23 protein-coding genes and 1 pseudogene are annotated in these 26,100 nt (G+C 71.2%); 11 read left to right on the top strand and 13 right to left on the bottom strand.

The features are described 5' to 3' along the window. Positions 1-174: 174 nt before the first annotated feature. The 4 genes and pseudogenes from AB0H83_RS38005 to AB0H83_RS37990 all read left to right on the top strand — a co-directional run bounded on the left by AB0H83_RS38005 (position 175) and on the right by AB0H83_RS37990 (position 6,576). Positions 175-3,063 carry a hypothetical protein gene (locus AB0H83_RS38005; protein ID WP_360103810.1) on the top strand — a complete coding sequence of 963 codons (2,889 nt, stop codon included), beginning with the start codon at positions 175-177 and terminating at the stop codon, positions 3,061-3,063. Then, positions 3,051-5,840 (top strand): hypothetical protein, encoded by a 2,790-nt coding sequence (locus AB0H83_RS38000; protein ID WP_360103807.1) that lies wholly within the window; start codon positions 3,051-3,053, stop codon positions 5,838-5,840. Before AB0H83_RS38005 ends, AB0H83_RS38000 begins: the two co-directional genes overlap by 13 nt. A gap of 9 nt (positions 5,841-5,849) precedes the next feature. Further along, positions 5,850-6,032 (top strand): annotated as a pseudogene (locus AB0H83_RS37995) (DDE-type integrase/transposase/recombinase); the annotation flags it as partial. A 55-nt stretch (positions 6,033-6,087) separates the two neighbouring features. Continuing rightward, positions 6,088-6,576, top strand: a complete 489-nt coding sequence (locus AB0H83_RS37990) for a hypothetical protein (protein ID WP_360103804.1) — start codon at positions 6,088-6,090, stop codon at positions 6,574-6,576. A gap of 132 nt (positions 6,577-6,708) precedes the next feature. Here the strand turns inward: AB0H83_RS37990 and AB0H83_RS37985 are convergent, their stop codons facing one another. Further along, on the bottom strand, positions 6,709-7,512 hold the full coding sequence (locus AB0H83_RS37985) for an SGNH/GDSL hydrolase family protein (RefSeq protein ID WP_360103801.1): 804 nt from the start codon (positions 7,510-7,512) through the stop codon (positions 6,709-6,711). Between the two features lie 192 nt (positions 7,513-7,704). Here AB0H83_RS37985 and AB0H83_RS37980 point away from each other — a divergent pair, with 192 nt between their 5' ends. From AB0H83_RS37980 to AB0H83_RS37970, 3 genes are all read left to right on the top strand, one after another. Further along, complete coding sequence (locus AB0H83_RS37980) at positions 7,705-8,307, top strand: DUF3103 family protein (RefSeq protein WP_360103798.1); 603 nt, start codon at positions 7,705-7,707, stop codon at positions 8,305-8,307. Between the two features lie 85 nt (positions 8,308-8,392). After that, on the top strand, positions 8,393-10,708 hold the full coding sequence (locus tag AB0H83_RS37975; RefSeq protein WP_360103795.1) for a glycoside hydrolase family 9 protein: 2,316 nt from the start codon (positions 8,393-8,395) through the stop codon (positions 10,706-10,708). Positions 10,709-10,748: 40 nt separating this feature from the next. Further along, on the top strand, positions 10,749-11,348 hold the full coding sequence (locus AB0H83_RS37970) for a hypothetical protein (protein ID WP_360103792.1): 600 nt from the start codon (positions 10,749-10,751) through the stop codon (positions 11,346-11,348). Between the two features lie 54 nt (positions 11,349-11,402). Here the strand turns inward: AB0H83_RS37970 and AB0H83_RS37965 are convergent, their stop codons facing one another. Genes AB0H83_RS37965 through AB0H83_RS37955 form a run of 3 tightly spaced genes read right to left on the bottom strand, consistent with a single transcriptional unit; the run spans position 11,403 to position 13,897 of the window. Then, positions 11,403-13,160: a DUF4118 domain-containing protein gene (locus tag AB0H83_RS37965; protein ID WP_360103840.1), complete on the bottom strand. Its 1,758-nt coding sequence runs from the start codon at positions 13,158-13,160 to the stop codon at positions 11,403-11,405. Between the two features lie 2 nt (positions 13,161-13,162). Continuing rightward, complete coding sequence (locus AB0H83_RS37960; RefSeq protein ID WP_360103789.1) at positions 13,163-13,693, bottom strand: response regulator; 531 nt, start codon at positions 13,691-13,693, stop codon at positions 13,163-13,165. Positions 13,694-13,720: 27 nt separating this feature from the next. Next, positions 13,721-13,897, bottom strand: a complete 177-nt coding sequence (locus tag AB0H83_RS37955; RefSeq protein ID WP_360103786.1) for a hypothetical protein — start codon at positions 13,895-13,897, stop codon at positions 13,721-13,723. 709 nt (positions 13,898-14,606) lie between these two features. On the opposite strand from AB0H83_RS37955, the gene AB0H83_RS37950 reads away from it, so the two are divergent. Next, positions 14,607-14,975: an integrase gene (locus AB0H83_RS37950; RefSeq protein ID WP_360103783.1), complete on the top strand. Its 369-nt coding sequence runs from the start codon at positions 14,607-14,609 to the stop codon at positions 14,973-14,975. A 335-nt stretch (positions 14,976-15,310) separates the two neighbouring features. On the opposite strand, the gene AB0H83_RS37945 is transcribed toward AB0H83_RS37950, so the two are convergent. Then, the gene (locus AB0H83_RS37945; RefSeq protein WP_360103780.1) at positions 15,311-15,946 is read right to left on the bottom strand and encodes a hypothetical protein; all 636 of its coding nucleotides are present in this window, start codon (positions 15,944-15,946) and stop codon (positions 15,311-15,313) included. A 356-nt stretch (positions 15,947-16,302) separates the two neighbouring features. Continuing rightward, entirely contained in the window at positions 16,303-16,848 is a 546-nt protein-coding gene (locus AB0H83_RS37940; RefSeq protein WP_360103777.1) for a histidine phosphatase family protein, read from the bottom strand. A gap of 337 nt (positions 16,849-17,185) precedes the next feature. Between AB0H83_RS37940 and AB0H83_RS37935 the strand changes: the two genes are divergently transcribed. Beyond that, positions 17,186-17,431, top strand: a complete 246-nt coding sequence (locus tag AB0H83_RS37935; RefSeq protein ID WP_360103774.1) for a hypothetical protein — start codon at positions 17,186-17,188, stop codon at positions 17,429-17,431. A 169-nt stretch (positions 17,432-17,600) separates the two neighbouring features. Next, positions 17,601-18,233 (top strand): SMI1/KNR4 family protein, encoded by a 633-nt coding sequence (locus AB0H83_RS37930; RefSeq protein ID WP_360103771.1) that lies wholly within the window; start codon positions 17,601-17,603, stop codon positions 18,231-18,233. A gap of 256 nt (positions 18,234-18,489) precedes the next feature. Here the strand turns inward: AB0H83_RS37930 and AB0H83_RS37925 are convergent, their stop codons facing one another. The 4 genes from AB0H83_RS37925 to AB0H83_RS37910 all read right to left on the bottom strand — a co-directional run bounded on the left by AB0H83_RS37925 (position 18,490) and on the right by AB0H83_RS37910 (position 20,807). Then, a complete protein-coding gene (locus AB0H83_RS37925) occupies positions 18,490-19,074 on the bottom strand; it encodes an alpha/beta hydrolase (RefSeq protein WP_360103768.1) in 585 nt (194 codons plus the stop codon). Next, positions 19,053-19,247, bottom strand: coding sequence for a hypothetical protein (locus tag AB0H83_RS37920; RefSeq protein WP_360103765.1), 195 nt, complete (start codon positions 19,245-19,247; stop codon positions 19,053-19,055). The genes AB0H83_RS37925 and AB0H83_RS37920 overlap by 22 nt, the downstream gene beginning before the upstream one ends. A gap of 125 nt (positions 19,248-19,372) precedes the next feature. Continuing rightward, a complete protein-coding gene (locus tag AB0H83_RS37915) occupies positions 19,373-19,645 on the bottom strand; it encodes a hypothetical protein (RefSeq protein ID WP_360103762.1) in 273 nt (90 codons plus the stop codon). Positions 19,646-20,138: 493 nt separating this feature from the next. Then, positions 20,139-20,807 carry a TetR family transcriptional regulator gene (locus AB0H83_RS37910; protein WP_360103759.1) on the bottom strand — a complete coding sequence of 223 codons (669 nt, stop codon included), beginning with the start codon at positions 20,805-20,807 and terminating at the stop codon, positions 20,139-20,141. Between the two features lie 78 nt (positions 20,808-20,885). On the opposite strand from AB0H83_RS37910, the gene AB0H83_RS37905 reads away from it, so the two are divergent. Next, the gene (locus AB0H83_RS37905; RefSeq protein WP_360103756.1) at positions 20,886-21,431 is read left to right on the top strand and encodes an anthrone oxygenase family protein; all 546 of its coding nucleotides are present in this window, start codon (positions 20,886-20,888) and stop codon (positions 21,429-21,431) included. Between the two features lie 231 nt (positions 21,432-21,662). Here AB0H83_RS37905 and AB0H83_RS37900 read toward each other — a convergent pair whose 3' ends face one another. From AB0H83_RS37900 to AB0H83_RS37890, 3 genes are read right to left on the bottom strand one after another with little or no spacing between them, the layout of a single operon-like run. Next, positions 21,663-23,450, bottom strand: coding sequence for an ABC transporter ATP-binding protein (locus tag AB0H83_RS37900; protein ID WP_360103753.1), 1,788 nt, complete (start codon positions 23,448-23,450; stop codon positions 21,663-21,665). After that, on the bottom strand, positions 23,447-25,318 hold the full coding sequence (locus AB0H83_RS37895; protein WP_360103750.1) for a prolyl oligopeptidase family serine peptidase: 1,872 nt from the start codon (positions 25,316-25,318) through the stop codon (positions 23,447-23,449). The genes AB0H83_RS37900 and AB0H83_RS37895 overlap by 4 nt, the downstream gene beginning before the upstream one ends. Then, the gene (locus tag AB0H83_RS37890; RefSeq protein ID WP_360103748.1) at positions 25,308-26,099 is read right to left on the bottom strand and encodes a hypothetical protein; all 792 of its coding nucleotides are present in this window, start codon (positions 26,097-26,099) and stop codon (positions 25,308-25,310) included. Before AB0H83_RS37890 ends, AB0H83_RS37895 begins: the two co-directional genes overlap by 11 nt. Position 26,100 lies beyond the last annotated feature (1 nt).

Raw genomic sequence — 26,100 nt, 5'->3', positions numbered from 1 at the left:
CCGCCCTCCGATCGGCGAACGCAACAGCGCTCAACGGGATTGCCCATATTCGGCTCGCCCATAGACTGATCCAGTGAACCGGACGGGCGGGATCGCCAGCATGGGCTGTAGACCGGTGGCGCAGCCCGACCGGTTGACCGAGGCCGGCTGCGCCGACCGGTGGGTCACCGGCGAATGATCCCGCTGATCTGGAGCGCGCTCGCCGCCCGCCGAGTGGTTTCCACAGCGATGTTCCTGCTCGCCGCGCTCGTCACCACCGGGCTGAGCGTCGCGCCGTGGTACGCGTCGCGGGCGGTCGACTCAGCCACCGCCGCGCGCATCGCCGCCACCCCGCAGTCTCAGCGGACCGTCTCCGCGAGCAGCACGGTCTCGGTCGACCTGGCCGGGGAGACGGTCCTGCACTCGTTCGCCGACTTTGCCCAGCGGGCCCTGGCGCTGCCCGTCGACGGCAAGGCGGTCGGCATCGAGACCGCCGGCACCGTCACCGCCGGTGAGCGTCGGCTGCTCATCCCGCTACGGTACCGGGAAGACCTGTGCACCAACGCCGTCATCGACGGGCACTGTCCACAAGCGACCGGCGAAGTGGTCCTCAGCGGCCAGAGCGCCGAGCGGCTCGGCGTGCACGTCGGTGACAGGCTCGACGTGGCCACCAGCCCGGGCTCGGTGCCGCGACCGCTCCGGCTGGTTGGCATCTACCACCCGGCCGACCCGCTGTCGTGGTACTGGGCAACGGCGGCCGATGCAGCCTGGACGACGTTCGACACGGTGGCCGCCGCCGCCGCCGGCGTCCGGGCCACCTTCGACGCGATACTCAGTCCGCCGGTGTTCACCCACGGCGGCGACCTCGCGTCCGCCGTCGACCGGATGAGTCGCGTGCCGCTGCAGGCCAGCACGACCGGCGGGGCGCTGGCCGAGCGGATCGCCGCCGATCGGCAGGCCGTCGAGCGCGGCGTGCTCGTCGCCGCGGCGCAACTGGCCGTCATCGGCTGGCTGGCGATGGCCGTCGCCGCGCGGTATGCGGCCGAGGAACGCCGGCTCGACGCCGCGCAGCTCGCGCTGCGGGGCGCACGGCGATGGCGGCTGCTCGTGGCCACGAGCGGGCAGAGCGGCGTACCGCTCGCGGCCGGGGCGGCGATCGGCGCGGCCGTCGGAGCACTCGCCGGTGGGCCGGGCTGGCTGCCGATCGCCGGTGGTGTCCTGGCCGCCGCCCTGGCGGCCGCGGTGCTGGCCGACTGGCGGACCATCCGGCTACCGGTCGAGCGGCTGCTGCACACCGCCTCCCCGAAACCGCCCAGGCTCGGCACCGCCGTCGTCGAGGTGTGCGTGCTCGCACTCACCGGGGCGAGCGTCTATCAGAGCTTCGCCGGCAGCGGCACGATTGGCCTGCAACTGCTCGCCCCGGCGCTGCTGGCCGCGTCGGCGGCGATCCTTGCCGGCCGGCTCCTGGTGCCTGCCGCAACGGCCCTGGGCCGCTCGGCGCTCGTCAACGGACGACTCACCGCCGGCTTCGGCGCGCTGCTGCTGGCCCGGCGCTCCTCGGCGTACCGGATGCTGCCGCTGCTCGCTGCGGCCGGCTGCCTGTTCATGCTCGCTGCCCAGGACTGGGCCGAGGCGAGCGACGCCCGGCACGACCGGTCCCAGGTCGAGGTCGGCGGCCAGCGGGTCCTCACCGTCGCCTCCGGCGATCGGGTCCGCCTGCTCAACGCGGTCCGCGCCGCGGATCCGGGCGGCCGCGACGCGATGGCCGTCGTGGTCGGACTCGGTCCGGCCGGCGAGCCGGTGCTCGCGGTCGACTCGCCCCGGCTGCCGTACGTGCTCGCCGCGCCCGCGTCGCTGGACAGCCGCCGGCTGCGACCGGCGGCCCCGGCGCCGATCGTGTTCTCCGGCACCAGCCTCTCGCTGGTGGCGAGCGTGCCGGCAGCCGACGGTCTGCCCGACGCCGGCGCTGAGCCGCCGACCGGACCACCGGTGCTGCTGGCCGCGGTCGTCGTCGAGGCCACCGGGGTCCCGGTGACCGCCCGCTTCACGCCGGTCGAAGGTGCGGGCGGCACGGTCAGCGCGAGCGTGCCGGACTGCCGGCACGGCTGCCGGCTCGTCTCGTTCGAACTCGTCGGCGGACGCGCGGTCGAGCTGCGGCAACTCGCCGCCGACGGCAAGACCGTGATCACGCCGGCCGTCTTCGCTGACCCTGGCCGCTGGCGTACGGGCGCCGGCAACATCGCCGCGACGATCAGCATGCGCTCGTACGACGGGCGGCTCGCACTCGCCGCGGTTACGGCCGGCCTGTCAAGACTGCCGGTCGACGACCGGCTCTACGTCGTCGACGCTCCCGTGCCGCTGCCGGCCGCAGTGGCCGGACGGTTGCCCGGATCCGGCGGGCGGGGCACCAGCACGATCGACCCGTTCGGCAGCCGGGCAGTACCCGTCGAGGTGATCGCCGCGCCGCTGCTACCGGGCATCGGCACGCGCGGGATCCTCGTCGACCTCGAGTACGCCGACCGGGTCGCCGGCGGCGCGCCACGAGCCGAGCGGCAGCAGGTGTGGCTCGCCCCCGACGCACCGGCCAACCTCACCGACCGGCTCCGCGACGCAGGGCTGATCATCGTCGCCGAGGACTCGGTCGGCGCGGCCGACGCCCGGCAGGCGCGGTTCGGCCCTGCGGCGGCGGCACGCTTCGGCCTGCTCATGGGCCTGCTCGGGCTGCTCGCCGCCACGATCGCGCTGCTGGTCATCGCGGCTGTCCAACGCCGTGCCCGCAGCGACGAGTTCGTGGCACTGCGCCGCCAGGGCATGCCGGCCCGGGCACTGAGCGCTGCGAGCCGCTGGGCAGCGCTGGTCCCGATCCTGCTGGCCGCGCTGACCGCCGCGCTCGTTGCCGCCGCGGCCCGGGCGGTCACCCGCTCACCGGTGCCGGTGTTCACCGACCAGTGGCCGGACCCGGCCGGCGCCCCGGCCGTGCGCGCAGTCGCGATCCTCGTCGCCACGGCGGTCATCGCCGCGCTGTTCTCCGGCTGCGCGCTGGCCCCCCAGTACCAGGGAAGCGGGCAGCAATGGCGGCGCTGATGCTGGCGATGCTGCGCGCGCGGCGCGGGCAGGCACTGACCCTGTGGCTCCTCGCGGTGCTGGCCACGGCCGCGGCGGTGGCGGCGCCGATCTACCTCACCGCGATCGACCGGGCAGTGGTCGACGGCGAGGTCCAGCACGCCAGCAACGCCGAGCGCACGCTCTGGGTGTCGGCACCCGTCGAGCGGGCCTCGGGCGGTGCCATGCCCGACGAGTTCGAGCGGCTTGCCGCCGAGAGGGTCCAGCTGAGCGGGTTCGTCAGCGTGTTCAACACGGAGTTCGTCGCGATGCCGGCCGGCCGGGACACGGCCGGCAGCGACCAGGTCCGCCGTGTCGCGTTCCGCGAGGATCTGTGCGCCGAGGTGGTCGTCGTGGCCGGGCGGTGCCTGATGGGCGGCGGCGAAACGGTGCTCGGCGAGGTTGTCGCCAAACGGCTCGGCCTCGCCGTCGGCGACCGGGTGAACAATCAGGCCGCCACGTTCAACAGCGCGCTCAACGTGTTCGTCCCCGCCGGCCAGCCGTGGACGATGACGGTCGTCGGGCTCGTCAAACCACGCGACCCGGCCGGGTTGTACTGGGGTCGCGCCGTCAGCAGCGAGCAGGACTACCAGAACGACCCGATGTACGTCGCGCGCAACACCTTCGCCGGCGCCGACCACCCGCGCGAGCTGCAGACGTTCGAGGCCTACGCGACCGGCGACGCGATCACCATCGACCGGCTCCCGGCGCTGCGCGGGTGGCTCGCCGCCGCGGCCGCGAGTGCCGACAACGGACACATCGGCGTCAACACCGCGCTGAGCGACCTGCTCGACCGCATCGACAGCAGCCGCGAGCAGGCACACCGGATCGTGCCCCTCGCCGCGATCCCCGTCGTCGTCCTCGCCTGGGCGGTGATCCTGCTCGCGGTCGCCAACGTCGCCCGCCTGCACCGCTACGAGTTCGGCGTCGTCCTGTTGCGGGGTGTACCCAGGCGGATTCTGTGGTGGCTCGCGGCGGGGGAGACGGTCCTTACCGTGCTCGCCGGTGCCCCGGTCGGCCTGCTCGTGGGCCGGCTCATCGTCGGCATGGCCGCTCCCGCCCGGGCCCACGTGGACACCGCCGTGCTGCCCTACGCCGGGATCGCCGTCCTCGGGGCGCTGCTCGCCGGTCTGGCCGTCCAGCTGCGGACGGTCAGCGCGCCGGTCGTCGCGCTGCTGCGCGAGGTGGACGGGGGCGCCGCCCGGGTGCGGACGCTGCTCCTGGAGACCCTTTTCGTCCTGCTCGCCGTCGTCGCAGTCCTCCAGCGGCGCAGCGGCGTGCTGACCGGGGTCACGCTCGTCGCTCCGGCCCTGGTCATCGCTGCGCTCGCGCTGGTCGCGGCACGGCTGCTCCGGCCGCTGTCGTTCCGGCTGGCCGGGCGGAGCCTGCGCCGCGGCGCCCTCGCCGGCGCGCTGACCGCCTTCCGGCTGGCCCGGCGACCGGCCGCGCACCGGCTGCTGGTCCTGCTCGTCGTCGCGGCCGGCTCGTTCGGCTTCGCCGGCCTCGAAACCGTCGTCGCCGACCGCGAGCAGCAGCACCGAGCCGAGCTGACGGTCGGTGCGCCGACCGTGCTCTCGATCGGCCAGACCACCCGGACCCAGCTGCTGAAGGCCACCCGGGCCGCCGACCCGGAGGGTCACTACGCGATGGCGGCCGTACCGATCCCGGCCGTGAGCTCGAACCTGCCGTCGTCCCTCGCCGTCGACTCGACGCGCCTCGCAGCGGTCGTGTACTGGCACGCCGACTACTCGTCCGAGCCGGTCGCTGCGCTCGCCTCCCGGCTCCGACCGGCCGCCGGCGCCGGCCTGACGCTGACCGGCGCCGCCGTCGACCTCGACCTGACCGCCGTCGACCTCGCAGGCAAGCCGGCGACGCTGACGGCGATCGTCACGCCGAACGGCGGCGTCCATCGGGTCCAGATCGACTTCGGGACCATATCGCTCGGCCGGCGCACGTACACCGCCCCGTCCCCGGCCTGTACCGCCGGTTGCCGGCTCGTGTCGCTGCAGGTCGGGCTCCCGAACTACCTCGGAGCGCCGGCCCGGCTGACCCTGCACACCATCCAGGGAGAGCCGTTCGGCGCCGACTGGCGGATGCCGTCCGGCGCGACCGCCGCCGCCGCCGTCGACGGGCTCGCAGTCACGCTGCCGCCGTCCCCCCGCCGCGAAGCGGGCAGCCTCCTCCCGCCCGACGTCCCGGCCGCCCTCGCGCTGGTGTCGACCGGCCCGCTGCCGCCGGACGGCTCGTACGCCTCGTTCGACGGACCGTTCGGCGGCGCCGTCGTCGGGCACGCCAACCGGCTGCCCCGGCTCGGCAAACGCGGCTCCCTCGTCGACCTCGAGGCCGCCGACCGGGCGGCGACCGACTCGGAAATCACCGGCTTCGGCGAGGTATGGCTCGCCCGTGACGCCCCCGCGTCGATCGTCGAGGCGCTCACCGCCGCCGGGCTGACCATCGTCGGGCGGCGTACCGTCGCTGACGAACGCGCCGTGCTGAGCCGGGCCGGTTCGGCGCTCGCCCTGCGCTTCTTCCTGCTCGCCGCAACACTTTCGGTCCTTCTCGGCGCCGCCGGGCTCGCCGTCACGACGATCACCGCACCGCGCGGCGAACTGGCACCGCTACGCACCCAGGGCCTGCCGGCACGCGTGGTCCGCCGCGTCGACTGGTGGGCCCCGGCATCGCTCGTCATCGTCGCGTTACCGCTCGGCGCCGTCTGCGCCGTCGTGGCGTGGCTGCTCCTGGGCACCGCGGTGCCATAGCCGCAACGCCTGCCCGCTCGAACGGCCGGTCGTGATGTAGACCGAGGCGCCGAGCGGCGACCGGCGCGGGCCAACAACCGGGTCGAGGCCGACCATGGTCAGCTCAAACACCAGCTCAGACGGATGGGCGGCCTACAAACCGACCGGACCGCCCAGACGATCATCACCGGACCCGCGTTCATGCAGAACCTCCGCCCTGGACACTACGAAGTAACTGTTGGAGACAACGGGACGTACAGTCGGCGATGTGAAGTCGTCTCGGAGCGCGCGCGTTGTTGCGGGCTGGGCGGCGGCGATCATCGTGGCGTTGGTTGGCGCTCTTGGGGTCTGGTGGTATTGGCGGTCGGAACACCCGCCTTGCATCGCAGGACTTCGCATCGACGGCTTCACGGAGACCTACCGCTGGTACGACCGGGTCGAGGACGTCTCCCGGTCGTACTGGTACGGGCCGTCGCACGGTGATTTTCTCCAGGCGTTCCACCTGCGCCAGGTGCAGCTGCAGCAGTCGAATGTGCCCAGCAGGTACGGCGCATACGACGAGGCGGCTCGGGGACGCCAACCTGCAGGGGCGGCGCCGTACGCATCGGTGTGGGTGTATCGGCTGCGCGGTCTCCCCGACCTCGGGAAGGGCGTGCTCAAGCGCGAGTTTGAGGACAGGGACCTGTCGGATGCCCAGCGTGCCGCGGTGCAGGATGGGACGGCAACAATCCTCCTCGTGACAGTGCTGTGCAAATAGCCGAGTCCTGATCCGCCGTACGGTATGCGTGCCGTCAGCACCCCGGGCGGCCGTCGAGTCCACAGCTCCTGGTTCGCGCCGGACCGCCGCGCGTTCGGGCAGGGGTAGTCCTGCCCGGACGCGGGCGCCGGGTCAGCCGGCGGCGGAGCGGAAGACCGGGTAGTAGCCACCGGACTGGCCGGCGGCGGTCGGGTGGTAGGAGATGCCGAGGTTGGCGTAGTTGAGCGCGTGCAACCACTTCTCGCCGTAACTGCACAGCTGATGGCCGACGAACGTCGAGCGTACGTCGGCGAATTTGAACCCGGCGGTGGCAGCGGCCGTCTTGGTGATGTCGTCGAGCAGGTTGATGCCCTCGTTGATCTTCGCGCGGGAGTTCGCGCTCAGCCCGATGCAGACCGTGCCGAGCTGGTAGAAGACCGGGTAGCCGACGACCACGACGCGGGCCGAGGGCGACCGGCTCTTGATGCCGTTGTAGACACTGGCGAGCTTCGCCGGCAGTTGGCTGCGCACCTTGTTCTCGGCGGCCTGCACGGCCGCGATGCAGTCGGTTTCGCCGTACAGCACACAGGTGGTCATGATGCTGGAGAACCCGATGTCGTTGCCGCCGACGGTGACGCTGACCAGGGTGGTGGTCGACGACAGGGCGGAGAGCTGGGTGTTGACGACATCGGTGGTCGTGGCGCCGGAGCAGGCGACTGAGCGGTACGACGCGGGCTTGACGTTGGTGTTGTACAGGGCGGGGTAGGCGTTGGCGCTGCGCTGGCACGAGCCGCTCTCGGCGGTGTAGTTGTCGGCGCCGACACCGGAGGCGTACGAGTCGCCGAGGGCGACGTAGCGATCGGTGGCGGCGGCGCTGGCGGGCGCTGCGGCCGCGAACGTGGCGCCGAGGGCGGCCGCCAGGCTCAGGGCGAGGGTAACGAGTCGGGATCTCCGCACGTCGCACTCCTGTTGTAGAGGGTGTGTCGGAGATTGATATCAAGCTATGAATGCAGCGAGATAGACCCATCCGCGCCAAGTGACCATACCGATCTATCGGTACGAATCTTCCGAACCGCCCTGCCAGGCGTTACGGCGCCTCGCGAGGCACCCGCGGGGTACCCGGGAAGGTTTATCACCATCTATGGAGACATGCATCAATATATGCGGGCGTCGATCACGAGCCGGCGTCCGGAGATGGAGGAGGCCGTCACCACTCGGCTCGCCGGGCAGCTCGCGGTGTCGCTGCGCGACTCAGGCCAGCGGGATCGCGTCGTGGCCGACGCGGCGGCCGGGCCGGGCGACCTCACGACGGTCCGGCTCGGCGCGTCGTTCGCCACGTCGGTGCGGACCGCCAACACCGCGGTACACGCGGCCAAAGGACTGCCTGGCGATGTGTCGCTGCTGCAGGTGCGCTCGGCGCACCCGGACATGCTGCCGGCGCTGCGGTGCGGCGCGGTCCCGGTCGTGGCGGCGACCCCGACGGACGACGCGCCGACCAGCCTGATCGGCTACGACCCCGCCGGGCGGACAGTGCGCATCGCTGCGGCACACGTGCCGCAGCGACCGGTGCTGCTCGTCGAGGTCGACACCGCCAAGGCCATGCCCCTGGGTATCGAGGTCGTCCGGCAGCGGCTCGAACGACGGCACCACCTACACGCCGAACCAACTGCTGGTGCACTTCAACCACCCGTGCTGCGGTGCGAGGTGGCGGTTGGCGGTTGGCCACCGCGTACCCCGTACCGGAATGGGTGATTGTTCGGGGGATGGGTGACGGTGTGAGATGCGCCTGCGGGTCCCGCGGTGTGGTGGCGCCCTGTTTGCGAGGCATGGTCGAGGCATGGTGACGGTCAAGGAACCTCGTGAGCAGGTGTTCAACGGCACGTTCGACGGCAACGACACCGCGGGCTGGTTCTCTGCCGGGACGGCGTTGGCGGCGGCCGACGGGAAGCTGCGGGTGCAGGTGCCGGGCGGTACGCAAAAGCCCTACGACGTGCTCGTCGGTGAGAACGACATCCGGCTGGGCGCCAACACCCCGTACTCGATCTCATTCACCGCGTCGGCCAGCCGGCCGGTGACGATCAAGGCGCAGGTCCAGCTCGGCGACAAGCCGTACACGGCGACGTGGACGCAGGACGTGCAGCTCACCACGAACCCGCAGCAGTACCACTACTCGTTCACCTCCAACCTCGACACTGGCCGGGGCCAGGTCTCCTTCCAGATCGGCGGCTCCGGCGAGCCGTGGACGTTCACCCTCGACGACGTCTCGCTGGTCGGCGGCGAGCCGTGGCCGTGGTACGTCCCGGAGACGGACCCTCCGGTGCGGGTCAACCAGGTCGGCTACCTGCCGGACGGGCCGAAGCACGCGACCGTGGTGACCGACGCGCCCGACCCGCAGTCCTGGCAGGTCGTCTCCGGCGCGGGTGAGGTCGTGGCGTCCGGCCGGTCGACCCCGCGCGGCCTGGACGCGTCGTCGGGGCAGAAGGTGCACTCGGTCGACTTCTCGACGGTGACCGCACCCGGCACGGGCTACGTGCTGCGCGTCGGCGGGCAGCAGAGCTTCCCGTTCACGATCGCCGGCACCATCTATGAGCGGCTGCGCCGGGACGCGTTGCACTTCTTCTACGTGCAGCGCAGCGGCATCGCCATCGACGACGTGCTCGCGCCCGGCTACGCCCGCCCGGCCGGCCATGTCGGTGTGCCGCCCAACCAGGGCGACACCAGCGTGCCCTGCCAGCCCGGTACCGGCGACTACAAACTTGACGTACGCGGGGGCTGGTACGACGCCGGAGACCACGGCAAGTACGTCGTCAACGGCGGCATCGCCACGGCCCAGCTGCTCGGTCTGTACGAGCGCGCCAGGACCGCGAAGACCGGCGACCCGGACGCGCTCGGCGACGGCACCCTCGACATCCCGGAGCACGGCAACAAGGTCCCGGACGTCCTCGACGAGGCCCGCTGGGAGCTCGAGTTCATGCTGCGCATGCAGGTCCCGGACGGCAAACCGAACGCCGGCATGGTCCACCACAAGGTCCACGACCGCGGCTGGACGGGTCTGCCCTGCCTGCCCGACCAGGATCCCCAGGTCCGTGAGCTGCACCCGCCGTCGACCGCGGCGACCCTGAACCTCGCCGCGACCGCGGCCCAGGCCGCCCGGCTGTTCAAAACCTTCGACGGCCCGTTCGCCGACCACTGCCTGGCCGCGGCGCGCACCGCGTGGAAGGCCGCGCAGGATCATCCGGCGATGTACGCCAGGCCGGACGACAGCGACGGCGGCGGCGCCTACGACGACACCGACGTCCGCGACGAGTTCTACTGGGCCGCCGCGGAGCTGTTCATCACGACGGGTGAGCAGCCGTACCTCGATTACCTGCGCTCATCGCCTTACTGGACCGGTGACGCCTTCCGCAACACCGGACCCGACTGGAAGTTCGTCGCGCCGCTCGGCCGGATCGATCTGGCCACTGTGCCCAGCAACCTGGCCGACAACGACCGCGACGCCGCCCGATCCTCGGTTCGTGAGGCCGCCGACCACTATCTGCAGACCATTCGTGACCAGGCCTACGGTGTCCCGCTCGGGGAGAACGACTACACGTGGGGCTCCACGAGCGTGATCCTCAACAAGCTCATGGTCATCGCCACCGCGTTCGACCTGACCGGCGACCAACGCTACCGTGACGGTGTCCTCGAAGGCCTCGACTTCATCCTCGGCCGCAACGCGCTCAACAACTCCTACGTGACCGGCTATGGCAGCCGCAGCTCCCAGAACCAGCACAGCCGCATCTACGGTCACCAGCTCGACCCCAGGCTTCCCCAGCCTCCGGCCGGGTCCATCGCCGGCGGGCCCAACCCGGGCCTGGAGGACCCGAAGGCGAAGAAGGTCCTGTTCCACACGCCCAGCGGAGAACGCCCCAAACCGCAGTTCTGCTACCTGGACGACATCGAGTCCTGGTCCACCAACGAGGTCGCGATCAACTGGAACTCCGCACTGTCCTGGATCGCGTCCTTCGCCGCGGGCCGACGCCCGCCTGACGGCCCCAACGGCCCGTACCGCATCGGCGACGTGACGGTCAGCCTGGGCGAGGACCATCAGGTCAATGTCGTGGTGCCGGTCGGCTGGTCGCTGCACGTCGAGTCGGCCGCAGCGGGGCGATGAGGCACCCCGCCGGTACGCCGCCGATGCGGGGGTGGTTCGCGTGAACGACAAGGTGCAGCTGCCGGCGAGCGTCGTGAACCAGGCCGGTGACGACCTCGCCGGTCCGATCAGGCAGGCGCTGATCACGCTCAACCTGCTCGAAGCGGACGACACCCGCGTCGCCGGCTGGAAGACGCCCTTCGACAAGCAGGTGATCACGGCGGGCGCCCTGGCCGTCAGCAAGTGGACGGGCACGGCGATCGCCTCGGTCGGCGGCGTCGCCACCGTGCTCGCCACGATCGCGGCGTTCACCGCGACCGAGCGGATCGCCTATGCGGCCTCGGCGGTCGTGCTGCTCGTCGGCGTCGCGATCGCGCTGGCCTTGCTGGTGCGCGCCGACGTGGCGGCCCGCGCGACGGCGACGGCGGCGATGTACCAGGCACGCGCCCAGGTGGCAGCGAGCTTCCTCGCCACCACCGGCGCTGTCGTCGGGCCGGAGCCGCAGTACTGGGCGAAGGCCACCAGCGACAAGCGCTGGCATCCGATCGCCGAGTTCAAGGAACAGGGCGGGGGCATCGTCGCGGTGAGCCCGGACGGCTCCACCCTGGCCGTCGCCGACATCGAGGATCTGGAGCTCTCCCACGTGCACTCGGTGCGCTGACCCGCACAAGCGACCCGGTCTGGATCGCCCGACGTCAAGGAGCGGTCCGCCTACTCAGGAGGAGTGCAGGGGGATGGATGTGGTCGGGATGGTGGCCGACAGCCGGGTGCCGCCGTCGGTGGGGCTGGTGACGGTGAGGTGTCCGCCGAGTGCCTCGACGCGGTCCTGGAGGCCGGTGAGGCCGGTTCCGTGGTGTGGGTCGGCGCCTCCGATGCCGTCGTCGTGGATCGACAGGTGCAGGACGTCGTTCCGGATTGTCGCCTGTACGTGCACGACTGTGGCGTGGGCGTGTTTGGCCGCGTTGGTCAGCGCCTCGGAAACGATGTAATACGCGGCCGTCTCAACCACTGGTGGCATGCGCTGACCGGTGTGCAGATCGAGGTCGACCAGCACCGGGGATCTGCGGGCGAGTGCCTTGAGCGCGGTCGGCAGACCGTTTGAGGCAAGCAACGTCGGATGGATGCCCCGTGAGATCTCGCGCAGGTTGTCCATGGCGCTGCTCAGATCGCACCGGGCGCGCGAGAGTTCCGCCTCGGCCTCCTTCGGCTCCGCCGGTAGGAGGGCCTGCGTGGCACCGAGCTGCATCGCGACGGCGAGGAAGTGCTGCATTGCGCCGTCGTGCAGGTTGCGTTCGATGCGCTGGCGGGCCTGGTCCGAGGCGGCGACGAGCCGGGCCCGGGACGCGGCGAGCTCAGCCTTGCTGTCGGCGTTGGCGATGGCGGTGGCGGCGAGGTCGGTGAACTCCGCTACGCGTGCCTCGGTGCCTGGCGGCAGCGGCTCGGGCCGGGCCCACGCCACGCCTGCCACGCCCCACAGCCGCCCGTTGACCTCGATCGGCACCCCGACCACAGCGCGGATGCCCGTATCACGGGCGAGTGCGGCGGCAGGGCCGGCCGCGCCCTCGAAGCTGTCCACTCTGGCGGCGCGCCCCGTTTCCCGCACCTTGACCAGGACGTTTTCGCCCTCGATCGGCAGGCGGACCCCTTCGGAGAGCTTGCCGGTGAGGTTGGTCGAGACAATGCAGACCCCGCCGTCGGATTCGTAGCGACACAGCCACGTGCTGTATTCACGCAGCAGTCCGTGCAGCTCGGTGGTGATCGCGTGGAAGACGTCGGGTGGAGGACTGCCATGGGCCACGAGCTTCGCCACCCGCCCCAACGCGGCCTGCTCGGCGGCGAGCCGGCGCAACTGCTCCCGGCTCGTTTCCAGCGAGTCCAGCACGGTCGCACGCTCCCGGCAGGCGTGCAGCAGCGACGTCAATGTCGGCACAACGCATTGCCGCAGCCGCCGCGCCGTCAGCTCGGGCAACTCGGCGGGCACCACCAGGGTCCCGAGCTGGGCAGCCTCGGCGTGCAGGGGAAACGCCGCGTGCCGGTCGTCACCGGGGACGGCTGCGAGGTGGATCACGGCGTCCGGCAGCTGGAGGGACCGCGCGATGGACTGTGCGACGGCGGGCAGCACCGCGGGAACGTCGTCGGCGTACAGCAGCAGCCGGGCCATCTCAGCGGTGAGATCAGACTCCTCGGCCTGGGCGGTGCGCGCCCGGGCCAGGTCCGCCACCGCACTCGTGGCCACCGCGACGACGAGCAGGACCGCCAACACGACGACCTGCAGTATGTCCGAGGCAGCGAAACTCTCGACGGGCTGGACGTGGAAAAAGACGAACGCCAGCGTGCTGAGCACCGCGGTGGTCAGCCCGAGCCACATGCCCCACACCATCGAGGTGACCAGCACGCCGACGACGTAGATCATGCCCGGGAAGTACGGTGCCATGACCTGCCGGAGCGGATAGACCAGCAGGGTCTCGACCACGATCAGCAAAGCGGCGACCGCGATCCCCCACCCAGGGGGCGGGGGTGTCGGTCGCACCAGCCGGGACAGCGAACCGACATGCACTGATCAATTCTAGTCCGACGGCGCCGCCTTGGGCTTTTGCCGTCGCGGCGTCGCCGTTCGGCGGACATCCCACCCGACCTCAAGACCGGTTCGTGAAAGGTGTCACCAGCCTGGGCGGCCACCTCCCAGGTGGTGAGGACGGTGTCGGCGAGGGCTGTGCCGAGCATGCCCGGCATGATGACGTCGGTGACCAGCGCGTCGATGGGGCCGGGGTGCCGGTCGACGATGTCGAGGGCTTCGGCGGCGTCGGCGGCGCTGAGCACGTGGTAGCCACCGCGGTGCAGGATGCGTTCGGCGACCTGCCGCAGCGCCACCTCGTCTTCGGCAAGCAGGACGGTGGCGCTGCCGCAGTCGAGGCTATGGCGCGTGGCCGGACCGGGGGCGCCGGTGAGGGTGGCGTCCGTGGCGGGTAGCAGGATTCCTGCCACGCCGCCGCTGGTCAACGCCACATCGGAGTATTGAGCCCCTACAGGTGGTCAGCGCGACGACAGCTTCAGGCCGTCGGCGACGAGGAGTACGTCGTTCAAGCCATATCCGCCTTGCGCCCACATCATCAGGTAGGGGTCGGGAATCCGGATGTACGCGGTGAAGAGCTGCGTGTTCCCCGACGGACCGAGTTCCTCATACGGCCAGCCGTTGGCGAGAGTGGGCAACTGTGGTGCACCTCCAGCGCCGGTGTCTGCGGTGGCGCCTCGGTCGAACACGGCGACGGCCGGCACTCCCAGAGGGCAAGCCGCTCGGCGGCCTGCGGGCCGTGGTCGGCTGAGCCGGGTCGCAGGCCGGCGCCCAGATCCACCGGCATCTTCCGGCTCGCACGGCGACGCCACCAGGAGACATGACGCACCGCACGGTGCCGGACACTCTGCGCAGCGAGTCGGGCCGTCGGAACTCCAGGACGGTCGACGCGGTCCTTGCGGCAGGACCCATCGCGGTGCCGAGCGACATCCAAGACTCCAGCCGGCCGAATCGGCATCGCCCGCCGCCCTCGTAACCCACACGGGGCATTCGACGCGTTGCTGTTGCAGCCGATCACGCTGACCGCAGCACCAGCCCTCCAGTCTGCGACGATTCGAGTCCTGGTCTGACGCATCACGCCGACCGCTAGGAACCACGCTCAATCCGTCGCCTCGTCCAGCGGACCACCGGCAGTGACGCACGCTCCTGCCGCCGTTGGTGCGCGGCGGCCGGCCAGCCCCGTCACGGCGGGGAGCAGGTTCACCAGAAGCGAGGCTTCCTGTCTTGGCCGAGATGAGCGCACGGCCTCTCGCCGTTCGACCGCGCAGGGCATTGGGCGGCGGACTTCCGCGCTTGCCCATCAGGGTCGTACCGGTGGCGCGACCCGGTGGCTGGGATCATGGGACGATGAGGTCAAGGCTACGGAAGCTGCACATCGACGGCCGGGAGTACACCTGGAAGGCCGACGTGCGGGCGGCGCCCGGCCCGGACGGCCGCCGGCACCGCTGCATCCGGATCCGGGTGTGGGGCGGCGGCAAGACCGGCTGCGCCCTGCAAGCGGACGTGGCCGAGCGTGCTCATCCGGCAGCGGCCGAGGAGCGGTATCCGTACCCTGTGGCCGCCGACGTCCGCGCACTCATCGATCACGGCCTGCGCGCCGGCTGGGTCCCGGCGACCCGCGGCGGCACGTTCCAGATCACGTCGGGAGCCGACGTGGCACTGCCCGGCTTCGTGCTCACCGACCTGCTGTGGACCGCCGAGCAGCGCCAGACCTAGCCCCACCCGAGGTCCCTGTCTTGGCCATGATCAATCTTCATCCGGTGATCTTGGCGTCGTCATCTGCCGCCGGTCGGGCGTTGCGGCTCGGCCGTGATCGTCACGCTGTGTGTGCCGTCCCGCCGACATGCTCTGTGGACCCATGCGCTCTGGAAGCCGATGAGCGTGCACGTTATCTCGCGCGCGGATACAACGCCGGCCGTCCTCGCGACGCTGCGGTTTACGCCAGTACCGATGCCAGCCCGCAGCCTCTTGTCATCCACTCGCGGTGGCGTGCCGGAAGGATCGACAGGATCTGGCGATGACCGGCTCGCTCCGGAGCGCGCGGACCGCGGTCAATAGTCGAGGCGGATGGCCGCTTTGGTGATGCCGCTGTATACCGTACCGACCTGCAATGCCGGGTCGCCGAACAGCTGAGCCTCGCCGCGGTAGGCAGCAACGACGGTCTCTTCGCCTCGCCACCAGGTGTCGGACACCCCAGCGACCTCCGGGAACTGTTCCATCGCGGAAAGGTCCAGGTTGTCCACCGCCGTGCCGTGGACCGTCGTAATATGAGGCGCCCAGAAAGCGGCCGAATGGGCCAACGCAAGCGACTCAACCCAACCAGCGACCGACTCGTGCAGCACGGCCCTGCCGCGGCCGTCCTCGATGGCAAACTCGCCACGCGGGCCAACGCAGAACGAGTACCCCATTGAGCAACGCTGGTCCCCAGCCTCGAACCACCATTCCCCGACGGCGTCGATCTCAGGCGTGCCGCTGCGAAACATCTTCGGCCCGCCGTCGTAACGCGGTGCCGGTGGGAGTAGCAGCCCACCCCATTGCGTCTCGAACGCCGCCATCTGATGAACGACGGCGGCCGGGATGCCGCGCGTCTGCCAACTGCCGCGGACGGCGTCGCTCATCCCGCCATCGACACGATGTCCGTGGACATCGACAAAATAGCGCGCCCGTCTGGTCATCTGTACCGGCATGAGGCATCCCCTCAACAGCGAGTGGTCTGGGCAACCAATGCTGCGCACGCATGAACGGTTCCGCAACGACGTTACGGCATGTCCGGTACGACTCCCCACATCCGCTCACACCACCGAGCGAGCACCGGCTTCGTTGGTGAGAACCGTTCTCACCAACGAAGCCACGAGCGCGACTCGTCAGTGACGGTAACGCTCCGTGTCGTCGTCGACGGGCAAAAACCGGTTCGAGCGTCCTTGACACTCCGTACGCAAGCCCGCCCCTGGCCGATCGACGCTGGGTGCACACTTTTGCCGATGAGCGTTCGTCCATGAAGGGTGGAACGCCACCGGAAACCATCCGTTATCGTGGCCGGGAGTCATTCAGACGGTGAAAGCTGATATTCCCAGCCCTCGCGCCATCCGAAGTCCATAGCCATAAGCTTCTCCAGCGGGACACCCTCGAGCAGATGGTCCAGCGCCCAGCGCGTAGCGACATGGCCGATTACCAGGATTCGCTGGCCGTCCCATCGTGTCGGCACATCGGTCAGGAACCGGCCCACACGTCCAACCGCTTGCCGCCAACTTTCACCGCCTGTATACGGCTGATCGAGATAACGTTCGCGATGCTCGTGCAGTTGAGCCGCCGGCATGCCGTTGCTGGATCCGTAGTCACACTCGCGAAGCCTCCAGTCATGGAGGATGGGAACCGCGCTGCCCTCGAATGCAATCGCTGCGGTCTCGGCCGCACGGCCCAGGTCGGATGCGAAAACAGCTGAGATGCCGTCGTCGCGCCGTCTTTGGCCGAGTTCGCCTGCCAAGATCCGGCCCCGTGCTGACAACCGGCCATGCAACCAGCCAGTCGCGATACCGCGGTCGTTGTCCTCGCTCCACGAGTGGGTCTCAAAAACGATCGCTGTAGACATCGACACAGAATAGCCAGCTCTCGTCATCGCCGATGTCCGGCAAGGTCAGCTTCGTGTCCGACGACCTCTTTCGGCACCCTTCTGTGTCAGGAGACGGCAGTAGAACAGTCGCAGAGCTGGGAGCAGGGTCGAGTTCCGGGAATGTGCCGCTCACCGATCTGCTTGATCGCGTGCGCTGTCATGCCGCCGTTGGTGCGCGGCGCCGGCCAGCGCTCATCGCGGACCGTCTCTGACCGCGTGAGGCCGAGAGGCTTCCTGTCCTGTCGATGAGCGGACGTTCTTACGTGATGCTGGGCTCGACCTTGCTCTGCCCGAAGGTGACCGTGAAGATCGCTCAGTGGACGACAGCGCGGACTTTCGCATCTACGGAATGATCATGTCCGAGCAGAACCTCTTCGGTGAACACTTCGTCGGGTATCTGCGCGAGACGTTCCGAGGCGGTGGGTTCCGCGGAACCGTCGAAGTACGCGACGACCAGGTAGTAGGCCGCTCCCTCCCCGATCTGGACATCGCCCGTCGTCTCGCGAACGGACTCCAGCCGATCGGCGCCCCCAACGCCCAAGGAAGGCTGTTCGAGACCTGACAACCTCGGACGCCGCCCGTGCCCACCACGCATCGCACCGTCCCGGCCCAGGCGCCCTCATCTGCCGCAGCCTGCGCACTGGTGCTCATCGCTGCGGGTGCCATTGTTAGGGCCTGGAAGGCCCGGTCCGAGAACAGGCGCTGCGGGCGATACTGCTGCAATGGTCGAGATGGAGGTCCAAGACCGCTTGGCGGGCATCGCTCCTGCCATAGCCAGGCGTCGCCGTCGAGGGCTCGACGCGGAGGCCGTCACGGTCGAGGATCTCGATGCGGTGGAGGCCCGGTTCGGGGTGCCGCTCCCGGCGGAATATCGAGCGTTCATGCTCGCCTTCGGCACGGGCGTCGGACCCGGGTACGAGGACCTGATCGCACCGTGGCACCTGCCGGGCGTGAACCGACCGGACCATGCCATGGACACGTTCGCGCACGTACGGCGGCCGTTCACGATCGTCGGCGGCACCTGCGCCGGCATGTACGAGCACGAAGATGAGTCTGATCAGCTCGTCGACGGCGCGTTGATCATCGCCGAGCACGGCTGCACATCCTGCACCATCATGGCGGTCACCGGTGACCTCGCCGGGACCGTCTGGGACAACGACTGGTCCAACCATCGCGGCCCGCACGAGTACATCTGGCTCCCGGCACGCGACGGGTTCAGCATCCCGCCCCGCGAACTCGGTGGACTGCCGGTCACGTTCCTGGCTTGGGTCGAAACATGGGCGGGTGGTTCGACTACCGGCAACGTTCCTGCGCCCAGGCCACGACTGCTCGACCGGCTACGACGGCTGAAGGCGTCACGCTGAGCGCCGCGCACTGACTCGACTGTCAGCGTGCAAGACACGACGGCCGTACCGTCACCGTTGAATCGTCTCGAGCCCGGCTGGCGGGCACGACCTGCACCGAAATCCGGTGCACGTACATGCTGCAACAGTTCGCCACGGAACGTAGCAGCGAATTGGGCCGTCCAGCTTCCGTTCACGCCAAGATGATCTCGCCCACCCGCACCGGCCAGCGGGCCTGACCCAACGACGAACCAGACACGAGCGCACACCTGTCTTCTCAGTTCGCTTTGATCCGATCGAAGAGGAACCGGGCCGTGGCGTCGATGACGTCGTCGAAGTGCCCGCTGTTGCCGGGGTAGTGGAACGCGTGCGTGGCATGTTCGTACTCGAGCAGTGTGCACCCGTTGCCGGCCTGCACCATCGCGTCCCGGAACCGCCGCACGTGATCGATCGGCTCCACCTCGTCGTGGGTGCCGTGGTGAATCAGCATCGGCGGATTCCCCGGACGTACGAACTCGATCAGCGAGTACTCGCTCGCCCTTCCCGCAGCGATGCCGGCCTTCTGTTCGATGGAGCGCTGGAGCTCCGGCGAGAAGGCGAGCAGATCCAGGCCTGCCGGGTTGAGGGCCACGACGGCAGCGACGCCGGGCTCGGGCGCCGTTTTGTGCCCACCAGGGGCGCTCATCGCGGCGACCAGAGCAAGATGTGCACCGGCCGAACTGCCGCCGGAGGCCAGACATGACGTCTCGAGCCCGCGTAACGCGGCCAGCCCTCTGAAATGCTCAACCGCCCGCCGGACGTCGGTGACGCAGTCGTCGATGCTCACGGCCCCCTGACCGATCAGCCGATACCCGGCAGACACAGCGAAGATCCCGCGCGACGCCAACTGACGACAGTGCGGGCCAGCCCGTCGGCCGATCCAGTGCGCAGGGCACCACCGTGGAACACGACGATACCGGCCGCGAGCCGCGTGCCCTCGGCCGGCTCGAAGACCAGCAGGGGCAGTTCACTGCCGTCGGCGGCTTCGTAGACCATCGAAGATTCGCGACAGACTGTCATGAACAGCATTCGTGGGCCACGACCACTCATCCTCCCATGATCCGCGAACAAGGTCAGGTGCACGCTTCTGCCGCTCGCCGGGCGCGCTGGGCCCTCGGCGGTCAGGGACCGGGCTGGGCGGCATTGATGCGTTCACCGGTGTCCGACAAGCGAAGGTACATCCCGCGGTCCGACTTGTATTGACGCAGGACCATCACGACGGATTCGATGGCCTCTGCACGCGGGACTGAGTCGTCGACCTCAACGTCGAGATTGCTTCCGGAGACGCCGGCACCCGCACCTACGACCTCAAAGCCGTCCAGCTCGTTCAGGGCATCTTCGAGGTCGTCGCGATCGACGGGGAGCTCGCTGGTGAAGTAGATGTCGATGTACACGCGCCCATTCTCGTCGGCCCACCGGCCAAGCGTCTGGCCAGCCAACGATCACGTCAATGTCCGCCTGCGCGATCGGTTGGGCCATCTTGATCGGCTGCACGCACATGCCGCCGAGCGCTCGCCACGCTCGGTGGTGGAGTGACTGGACACCGAATGTCGGCTCGTAGCCGGCGAGGAACCGGCAGGGGAACGTGAGCGGTCGCTCCTCGACAGCGACGCGCAAGCGATCAAGGACGCCATCGCGTCACGGACTGACGGGTGACTTCCCGCTCAGGTGGCCGCTGTCCGGTGGCCAGTTCGCGTGGCGGGCGGTGAGGCCGGCCCGGGCTCGCGGACATGCCGTGCGTGGACGCCGCCCGTTGACCAGACCGGGCTGCGGAAGGCAGACGTCGACCACGTCCGCGTGCGTTGGACGATGTTCTGCGCTCTGCGAAGGCTGCGGCACGACACTCCGACCGTGCCGAGCTGAGCCGTGGAGGCTCGGGACCGTGGATCAGTCCAAGGGCTGCGTGTGTTCAGCCCCCTGGTGTGGCAGCAGCGCGTCGGTGAGCGTGGAGGCCAGCCATTTGGCGTAGTCGTCGATGGACCAGCCGCAGGTGGTGGTCAGTCGTTCGAAGACCTCGATCGACGTCAGCGCGAAGATGATGTCGGCCGCGCGGTCGGCGTCGACGCCGGTTCGCAGAGCGCCGGCTGCGGCGAGCATGCCGGCTGGGCCGCGAGTCCCGATGCGACGCTGGGTCTCCGACTCCTGCAGCAGATGACCCAGGCCGCCGGCCGCCGCGCGCAGCACCGCATGCACTGGGGCGATGCGCTCGGCCATGGCGGCCACCATCCGGGCGTAAAGCTCAAGTTTGCGCGCCGGATCAGGCTCAGCGATGATCGCCGCCACCGCCGGCCGCTCGCTTATCGCGACCGGCGCGGTGTCGCCGGCCAGGGTCGTGTCGTAGACCAGCTTCGCCAGGCCCGCTTTTCCGCCGGGGCAGGCGGCATAGAGCGTCTGGACCGCAACCCCGGCTGCGGCAGCCACGTCGCCCATCGTGGTGTCGGCATAACCGCGGGTGAGCATGAGCTCCCGGGCGGCATCGGCTATCCGCTGGCGCGTGCCGTCGGACTGCTCGCGGCGGAGGTCGCTGTCGTAGCGGCGCTTGGGCTTGTCCGTCATCGGACACCATGTTGCCAGAATTTTCAGTGGATGACATTCTATTCAATATAAGTCATTCCACCTGACTGGAGTCCGGTCATGCGTCACTGGTCGTTCGAAATCGTGCGCGCCCTGGCAACGGCGCTCGTCGCGCTGTACACCGGCGGCGTCTTCTTCGTGGTCATCGGACCGAGCGTGACCCGCCTGCCCGCCGATGCCTACACGCGCTGGTGGCAAGCCATGAACACCGATATGAGACGCGCCATGCCACCGTTGCTGCTGATCTGCCTGGGCCTGCTGATCCTCACCGCAGTGCTGGGCTACGGCCGCTCGAAGCCGGCCTTCGTCGCGGCGGTCGTGGCGATCCTGCTCATCGTGGCCACCATCGGGCTGACCGTGAGCCAGCTGGAGCCGCTCAACGCCATCGGCGACACCTGGAACCCGGACGCCCCACCAGCCGACTGGACCGAGGTCCGCAACCGCTGGCAGCGATTGCACCTGGTGCGTACCCTCCTCGCCCTGCTGACCCTCGTGACCCTCCTGGCCGCCCACGTCGTGGAGCGGGCCACGACGCCGTCCAGCGCCACACTGAGCCCGCACCCGAGCCGGTCAGCAGAGCTGACGGCATCCCAGACGAAGGTGTAGTCCGAACTCATCGTTTCCCGAGGGAGAAGCAAGGACTGGGCGAGGTGGCGCCGCCCCGCTGACGCACCGTCGCCCAGGCCCGGCTGTGTTGGCGCTGACGAGGGATCGCCGTGTTGCTGGCTGCGGGCGGAGTGGCTGAGGCCTTCGGACGAGCAGCGAACCCGCAGGACCGAAACCTGGAAAGACGAAGTCGATCAATCCCCGGCCACGCCGCGCAGGTTAAAGATCAAGTTAAGCCGTCGTCGCGTAGGGGTCGGCCTGGAGCCGGAACAGCCGTGCATACGTGCCGTCGGCGGCGAGCAGCGACGGGTGCGTGCCCGACTCCACGATCCGGCCGGCGTCCATCACGTAGATCCGGTCGGCGTCGCGGACGGCTGAGAAGCGGTGCGAGACGAGCAGCACCGTCCGGCCGGCGAACAACTGCCGCAGGTCGGCGAAGAGCGCCGCCTCCGCCTCCGGGTCCAGGGCCGCCGTCGGCTCGTCGAGGATCACCAGCGGCGCGTCGCGGTAGCACGCCCGGGCGAGCGCCAGCCGCTGCCACTGGCCGCCGGACAGGTCGGCGCCGCCCCGGAACTCGGCGCTGAGGACCGTGTCGTAGCCGGCGGGCAGGCGGTCGAGGAATCCGTCCGCGTGGACCAGCCGGGCGGCGGCGGCGACCCGGTCGGCGTCGGCGTCCGTGTCCGGCCGGCCGAAGGCGATGTTGTCGGTGCCGGACAGCCGGAACCGGACGAAGTCCTGGAAGACGACGGCCGTCAGGTCCCGCAGGGCGGCAGCGTCGGCGACCTCGTGCCGGCCGTGCCGCAGCGTCCCGCTGTCCGGGCGGTACAGGCCGGCGAGGACCTTCGTCAAAGTGGTCTTGCCGGAGCCGTTCGCCCCGACGAGCGCGACGATCTCGCCGGGCCGCACCGTGATGCTCACCTCGCGCAGCGCCGGCCGGCCGGCACCCGGATAGCCGAACGTGAGCCGGTCGGCGGTGAGCCCCTCGAACGCGGCGGGTGTCGCGGTGGCCGGGCGGTCCGGCACGGCTTCGAGGACCCGCAGGTCGGTGAGGAACAGCACCGCCTCACCGATCCCGTTGAGCAGGGCGCCGACCAGCTGCAGCCGCAGCGCGAGCTGCCACAGCGCGGCGAGCGCCGCCAGGGCCGCCGGCAGGCCGATCCGGCCGGCGGTCACCTGCCACCACATGATGCCGATGACCGCGACGGTCACCAGGTCACCGGCGAGCCGGGCGATCACCTTGCGCAGCAGGTGGACGCGGTACACGGCGGCGGTGCGCTCCAGCTCCGTGCCGTAGCGCCGCGACCAGCGCTCCCGCAGGGCCGGCCCGAGCCCGAGCGCGCGGATCTCCTTCGCTTCGGCGGGACCGGTGAGGACCCGCTCGAGGTACTGCCGGGCCCGCCGCTCCTCGGCGAGGTCGTGGTGCAGCCCGTAGCCGGCGCGCCGTTCGTCGCGGGCGGTTCGCAGGCTCGGCACGGCCGCGAGGACGACGACGGGCAGCAGCCACCACGCGAGCACCGCCAGGACCGTGGTGACCGCCGCCAGGGTCAGCAGCGTCTGTACGGCCGCCGTCAGCGCCGTCACGACGACCGCCGGCTGGGCGCGGGCCGCGACGACCGCGCGCTGCAGCTTGTCGTGGAACGCGGGCGACTCGAACTCGGCCAGTCCGACCTCGGTGGCGGCGCGCAGCACGACACCCGTGACGTGCCGGTCGACCTTCGTCGCCAGGATCCGCTGCCGGGCGGCGCTGACGTTGCGCAGCACCCCGCCGGCGGTGCCGAACAGCACGGCCGCGGCGAGCAGCGGCACCGTGCGCGGGTCGGCCGGCTCGGCGCCGCCGCCGAGCATCGTCGTGAGTACCCGCCGCGCCACCAGCAGCAGCCCCACCAGCAGCGCGGCCGCGGACAGCTGGCAGCTGACGACGAGCAGGACACCGCGCCGGTCGGCCCGCCAGGCGAGCGTGACCGCGTACCGGGTCGCCGCCGGCAGCGACGCCGGCCGCACCGCGGCGGCGGGGCTCACCTGCTCGCCCCGGTCGTCGCCAACCGGCGGGACGCGGCTGCGGCGAGACGCAGCCAGCCGGCGTGCTCTGCGCGTACCGTCGCCAGGGACTCGCGGTGGCGCACGATGTGCCCCTCGCCGGGCAGCAGCACCAGGCGGGCGTGTCCACCGGCGGCGACGATCGCCTGGTACAGCTGCGTCGCCTCCTGCGGCGGGGTCGCCGGGTTCGTGTCCAGGACGCCGTGGACGAGCAGCGTGGGCCGGTCGAGCCGGTCGGCGAACTCGAACGCGCTGAACGCCCGGTACACGTCGCGGGCCTGCCAGTAGGTCCGCCGCTCGAACTGGAACCCCCCGGGGGTCCGGGTGCGGTTGTAGCAGCCGCTGTGCGCGATGGCAGCCGCCAGCTCGGGCAGGTGCGCGAGGGCGAGGAGCGCGAGGGTCGCACCGAAGCTGTGCCCGCCGACGACGACAGCACCGCGGTGCCCGTCGCGCCGGGCCAGGTCGACGGCGTCGCGCACCCCGCCGGTCACCTGGTCGATCAGACCGGCCGCAGTGGCGTCACCGGGCCAGTCCAGGGTGAGGTCGAGCACGGCGGCGGGCACCCCGGCGACGAGCGCGGGCAGCGTCCCCGGCGGCGCGTCCCCCGGCGCGCCGGAAGGCCCGCCGGACTGCGGCGCCCGGATCCACAACAGCAACGGCCCGTCCGGATCGACCGGCACCGGCGGGCCACCCCGCGACGGGAAGGCCGGGCCCGCGGCGGGAGCCGGGGCCGGGGTGTGGACCACCGTGGCGGTGGACGGGTCGATGCGGACCACGACGTGGCGGCGGTCGGGGGTCGCGCCACCGAGGAGCAGGTGGCCGGCGGTCCACGCGGCGATGTCCGGGCCGGCGGGGACGTGCACCGGGCCGGCGGCGGTGAGGGGGCGGTCCCCGGTGGTCGTGACCAGCCTGGGACCGCCCCTGCCGGCGAGGACGACGACGGGGGAACCGCCGTTCCACACCGGCCACCAACGGCCCGGCGGGAGGTCCGGGCCGATCGGGACCGTGCGTTCGGCGCTGCCCGCGCCGGCAGGGACGAACCGGACGACGCCCGGGCCGGGGACGGCGAGGACGTCGGCGTCCACGGACCAGCTGGCGCCTGCGGGGGCCGGCCGCGACGCGCCGGTGGCGACGTCGATCAGCGTGGCGCCGCCCGTACCGCCGTCGTCGTCAGCCACGTCGCGCAGCAGCTGTCGCCCGCCGGGACCGGCCCGCAACCCCCGGACCAGGCCCGCGTCGCCGACGGTGGTGACGGCGCCGGTGCCGGTGTCGATGCGGGCGACGCGTGCGGCCGCGACGTCGAGCAGCGCCGCCGGTGCGGCGTCGAGCGTGACGAAGCCCGGCCCCGTCGCCTCGAACATCTGGGCCGTGGGCGTGTCCGGCGGCGCCGGGCGGCCGGCGGGGACCAGCACGACGAGGGTGTCGCCGCACCAGGCGACCGCCGGGGTGCGGCCCAGCGCCGTCAACGACGTCACCGCCCTGACCCGCTCGTGGTGGGTGACGGTGCCGGCGCTGTGGTCGGCGACCCACGGGTGGGCGCCGCGCCCGTCGGCGGCGAGCCCGGCGACGAGCGGCCGGTGCGGATGCCAGGCAAGGCCGGCCGGCAGCGGGTCACGGACCGGCAGCACCCGGCCGGCGGGCGCCGACCCGGACGCCACAACGAGCCGCGCGGGCCGCGCCCGGTCGAGGGCGACACCGCCGAGGTCCGGGTCGAGCAGCAGGTGCCGCCAGGCGAACGTCGCCGGGTTGCACTCCGCCAGCGGCCGGTCGGCGGGTGCCGTGGCGATCGCCCACGCCGCCCAGCCCGGCGCCGCCTCCACCGTGCTGCGGTCCGCGGGATCAGGTGCCACTGCGCACCGCCGCCACGATCGTGACCCGGTCGACGAGCCCCTTGACGCCGCCGATGCCGGACACGGGCGGGCACACGGGCCTGCCTGCGGCGTCGAGGCCCTGGGCGCACGGCACACCGAGGCCGCGCAGGTCGCCGGGGAGCTCGGCGTCCCGGGCGACGACGGTCGTGCGGACGGTGTCGAGCCGGGCCGGCTCGACCTGGCGCAGCAGGTGCTTCAGGGAACGGCAGGACGGGCAGTCGTCGGCGACGTACACGTGGACGGCGCGGACGGTCGCGGTGCACGGCGCGGCGGCCGGCGCCGGAGACCGTCGGTCGGCGAGCAGCACCGCGGCGTAGGTCAGCGTCGCCGCCAGCGTCGCGACGGCGACCCGCACCGGCCAGGCGGGCCCATCGGTGGCCGCGGCGGACCCGACGGCGAGCACCACGGCGACGGCCGCACCGGCGAGCGCGCCGGTCGCGTTCGCCGCGACGTGCAGCCGGCCGACGGCGGCGAGCCGGGCGGCGCCGAAGCACGCGCACAGCTGCCCTCTGGTCGCCAGGGCGGCCACGGTCAGCGCGGCGTACGCGGCGACGGCGACGGCCGACGCGAGCAGGCCGGGCGCGACGGTCACCACGACGGCCGCGGCGAGTTCGGCGGTGCCGACGACGCGCTGACCGTGCGGCGCCCGCAGGGGACCGCGCCGGATCGGCCACGCCACCCGGTCGGGTGCGGTGACGAGCTTCGCCAGGCCGGCCGCGGCGAGCGGGCCGGCGAGGATCGCGAGCAGGATCAGGGCCACG

The organism is Dactylosporangium sp. NPDC050688 (assembly GCF_040654515.1).
GTDB lineage: Bacteria > Actinomycetota > Actinomycetes > Mycobacteriales > Micromonosporaceae > Dactylosporangium.
This window is presented reverse-complemented; position numbering and strand designations above follow the sequence as displayed.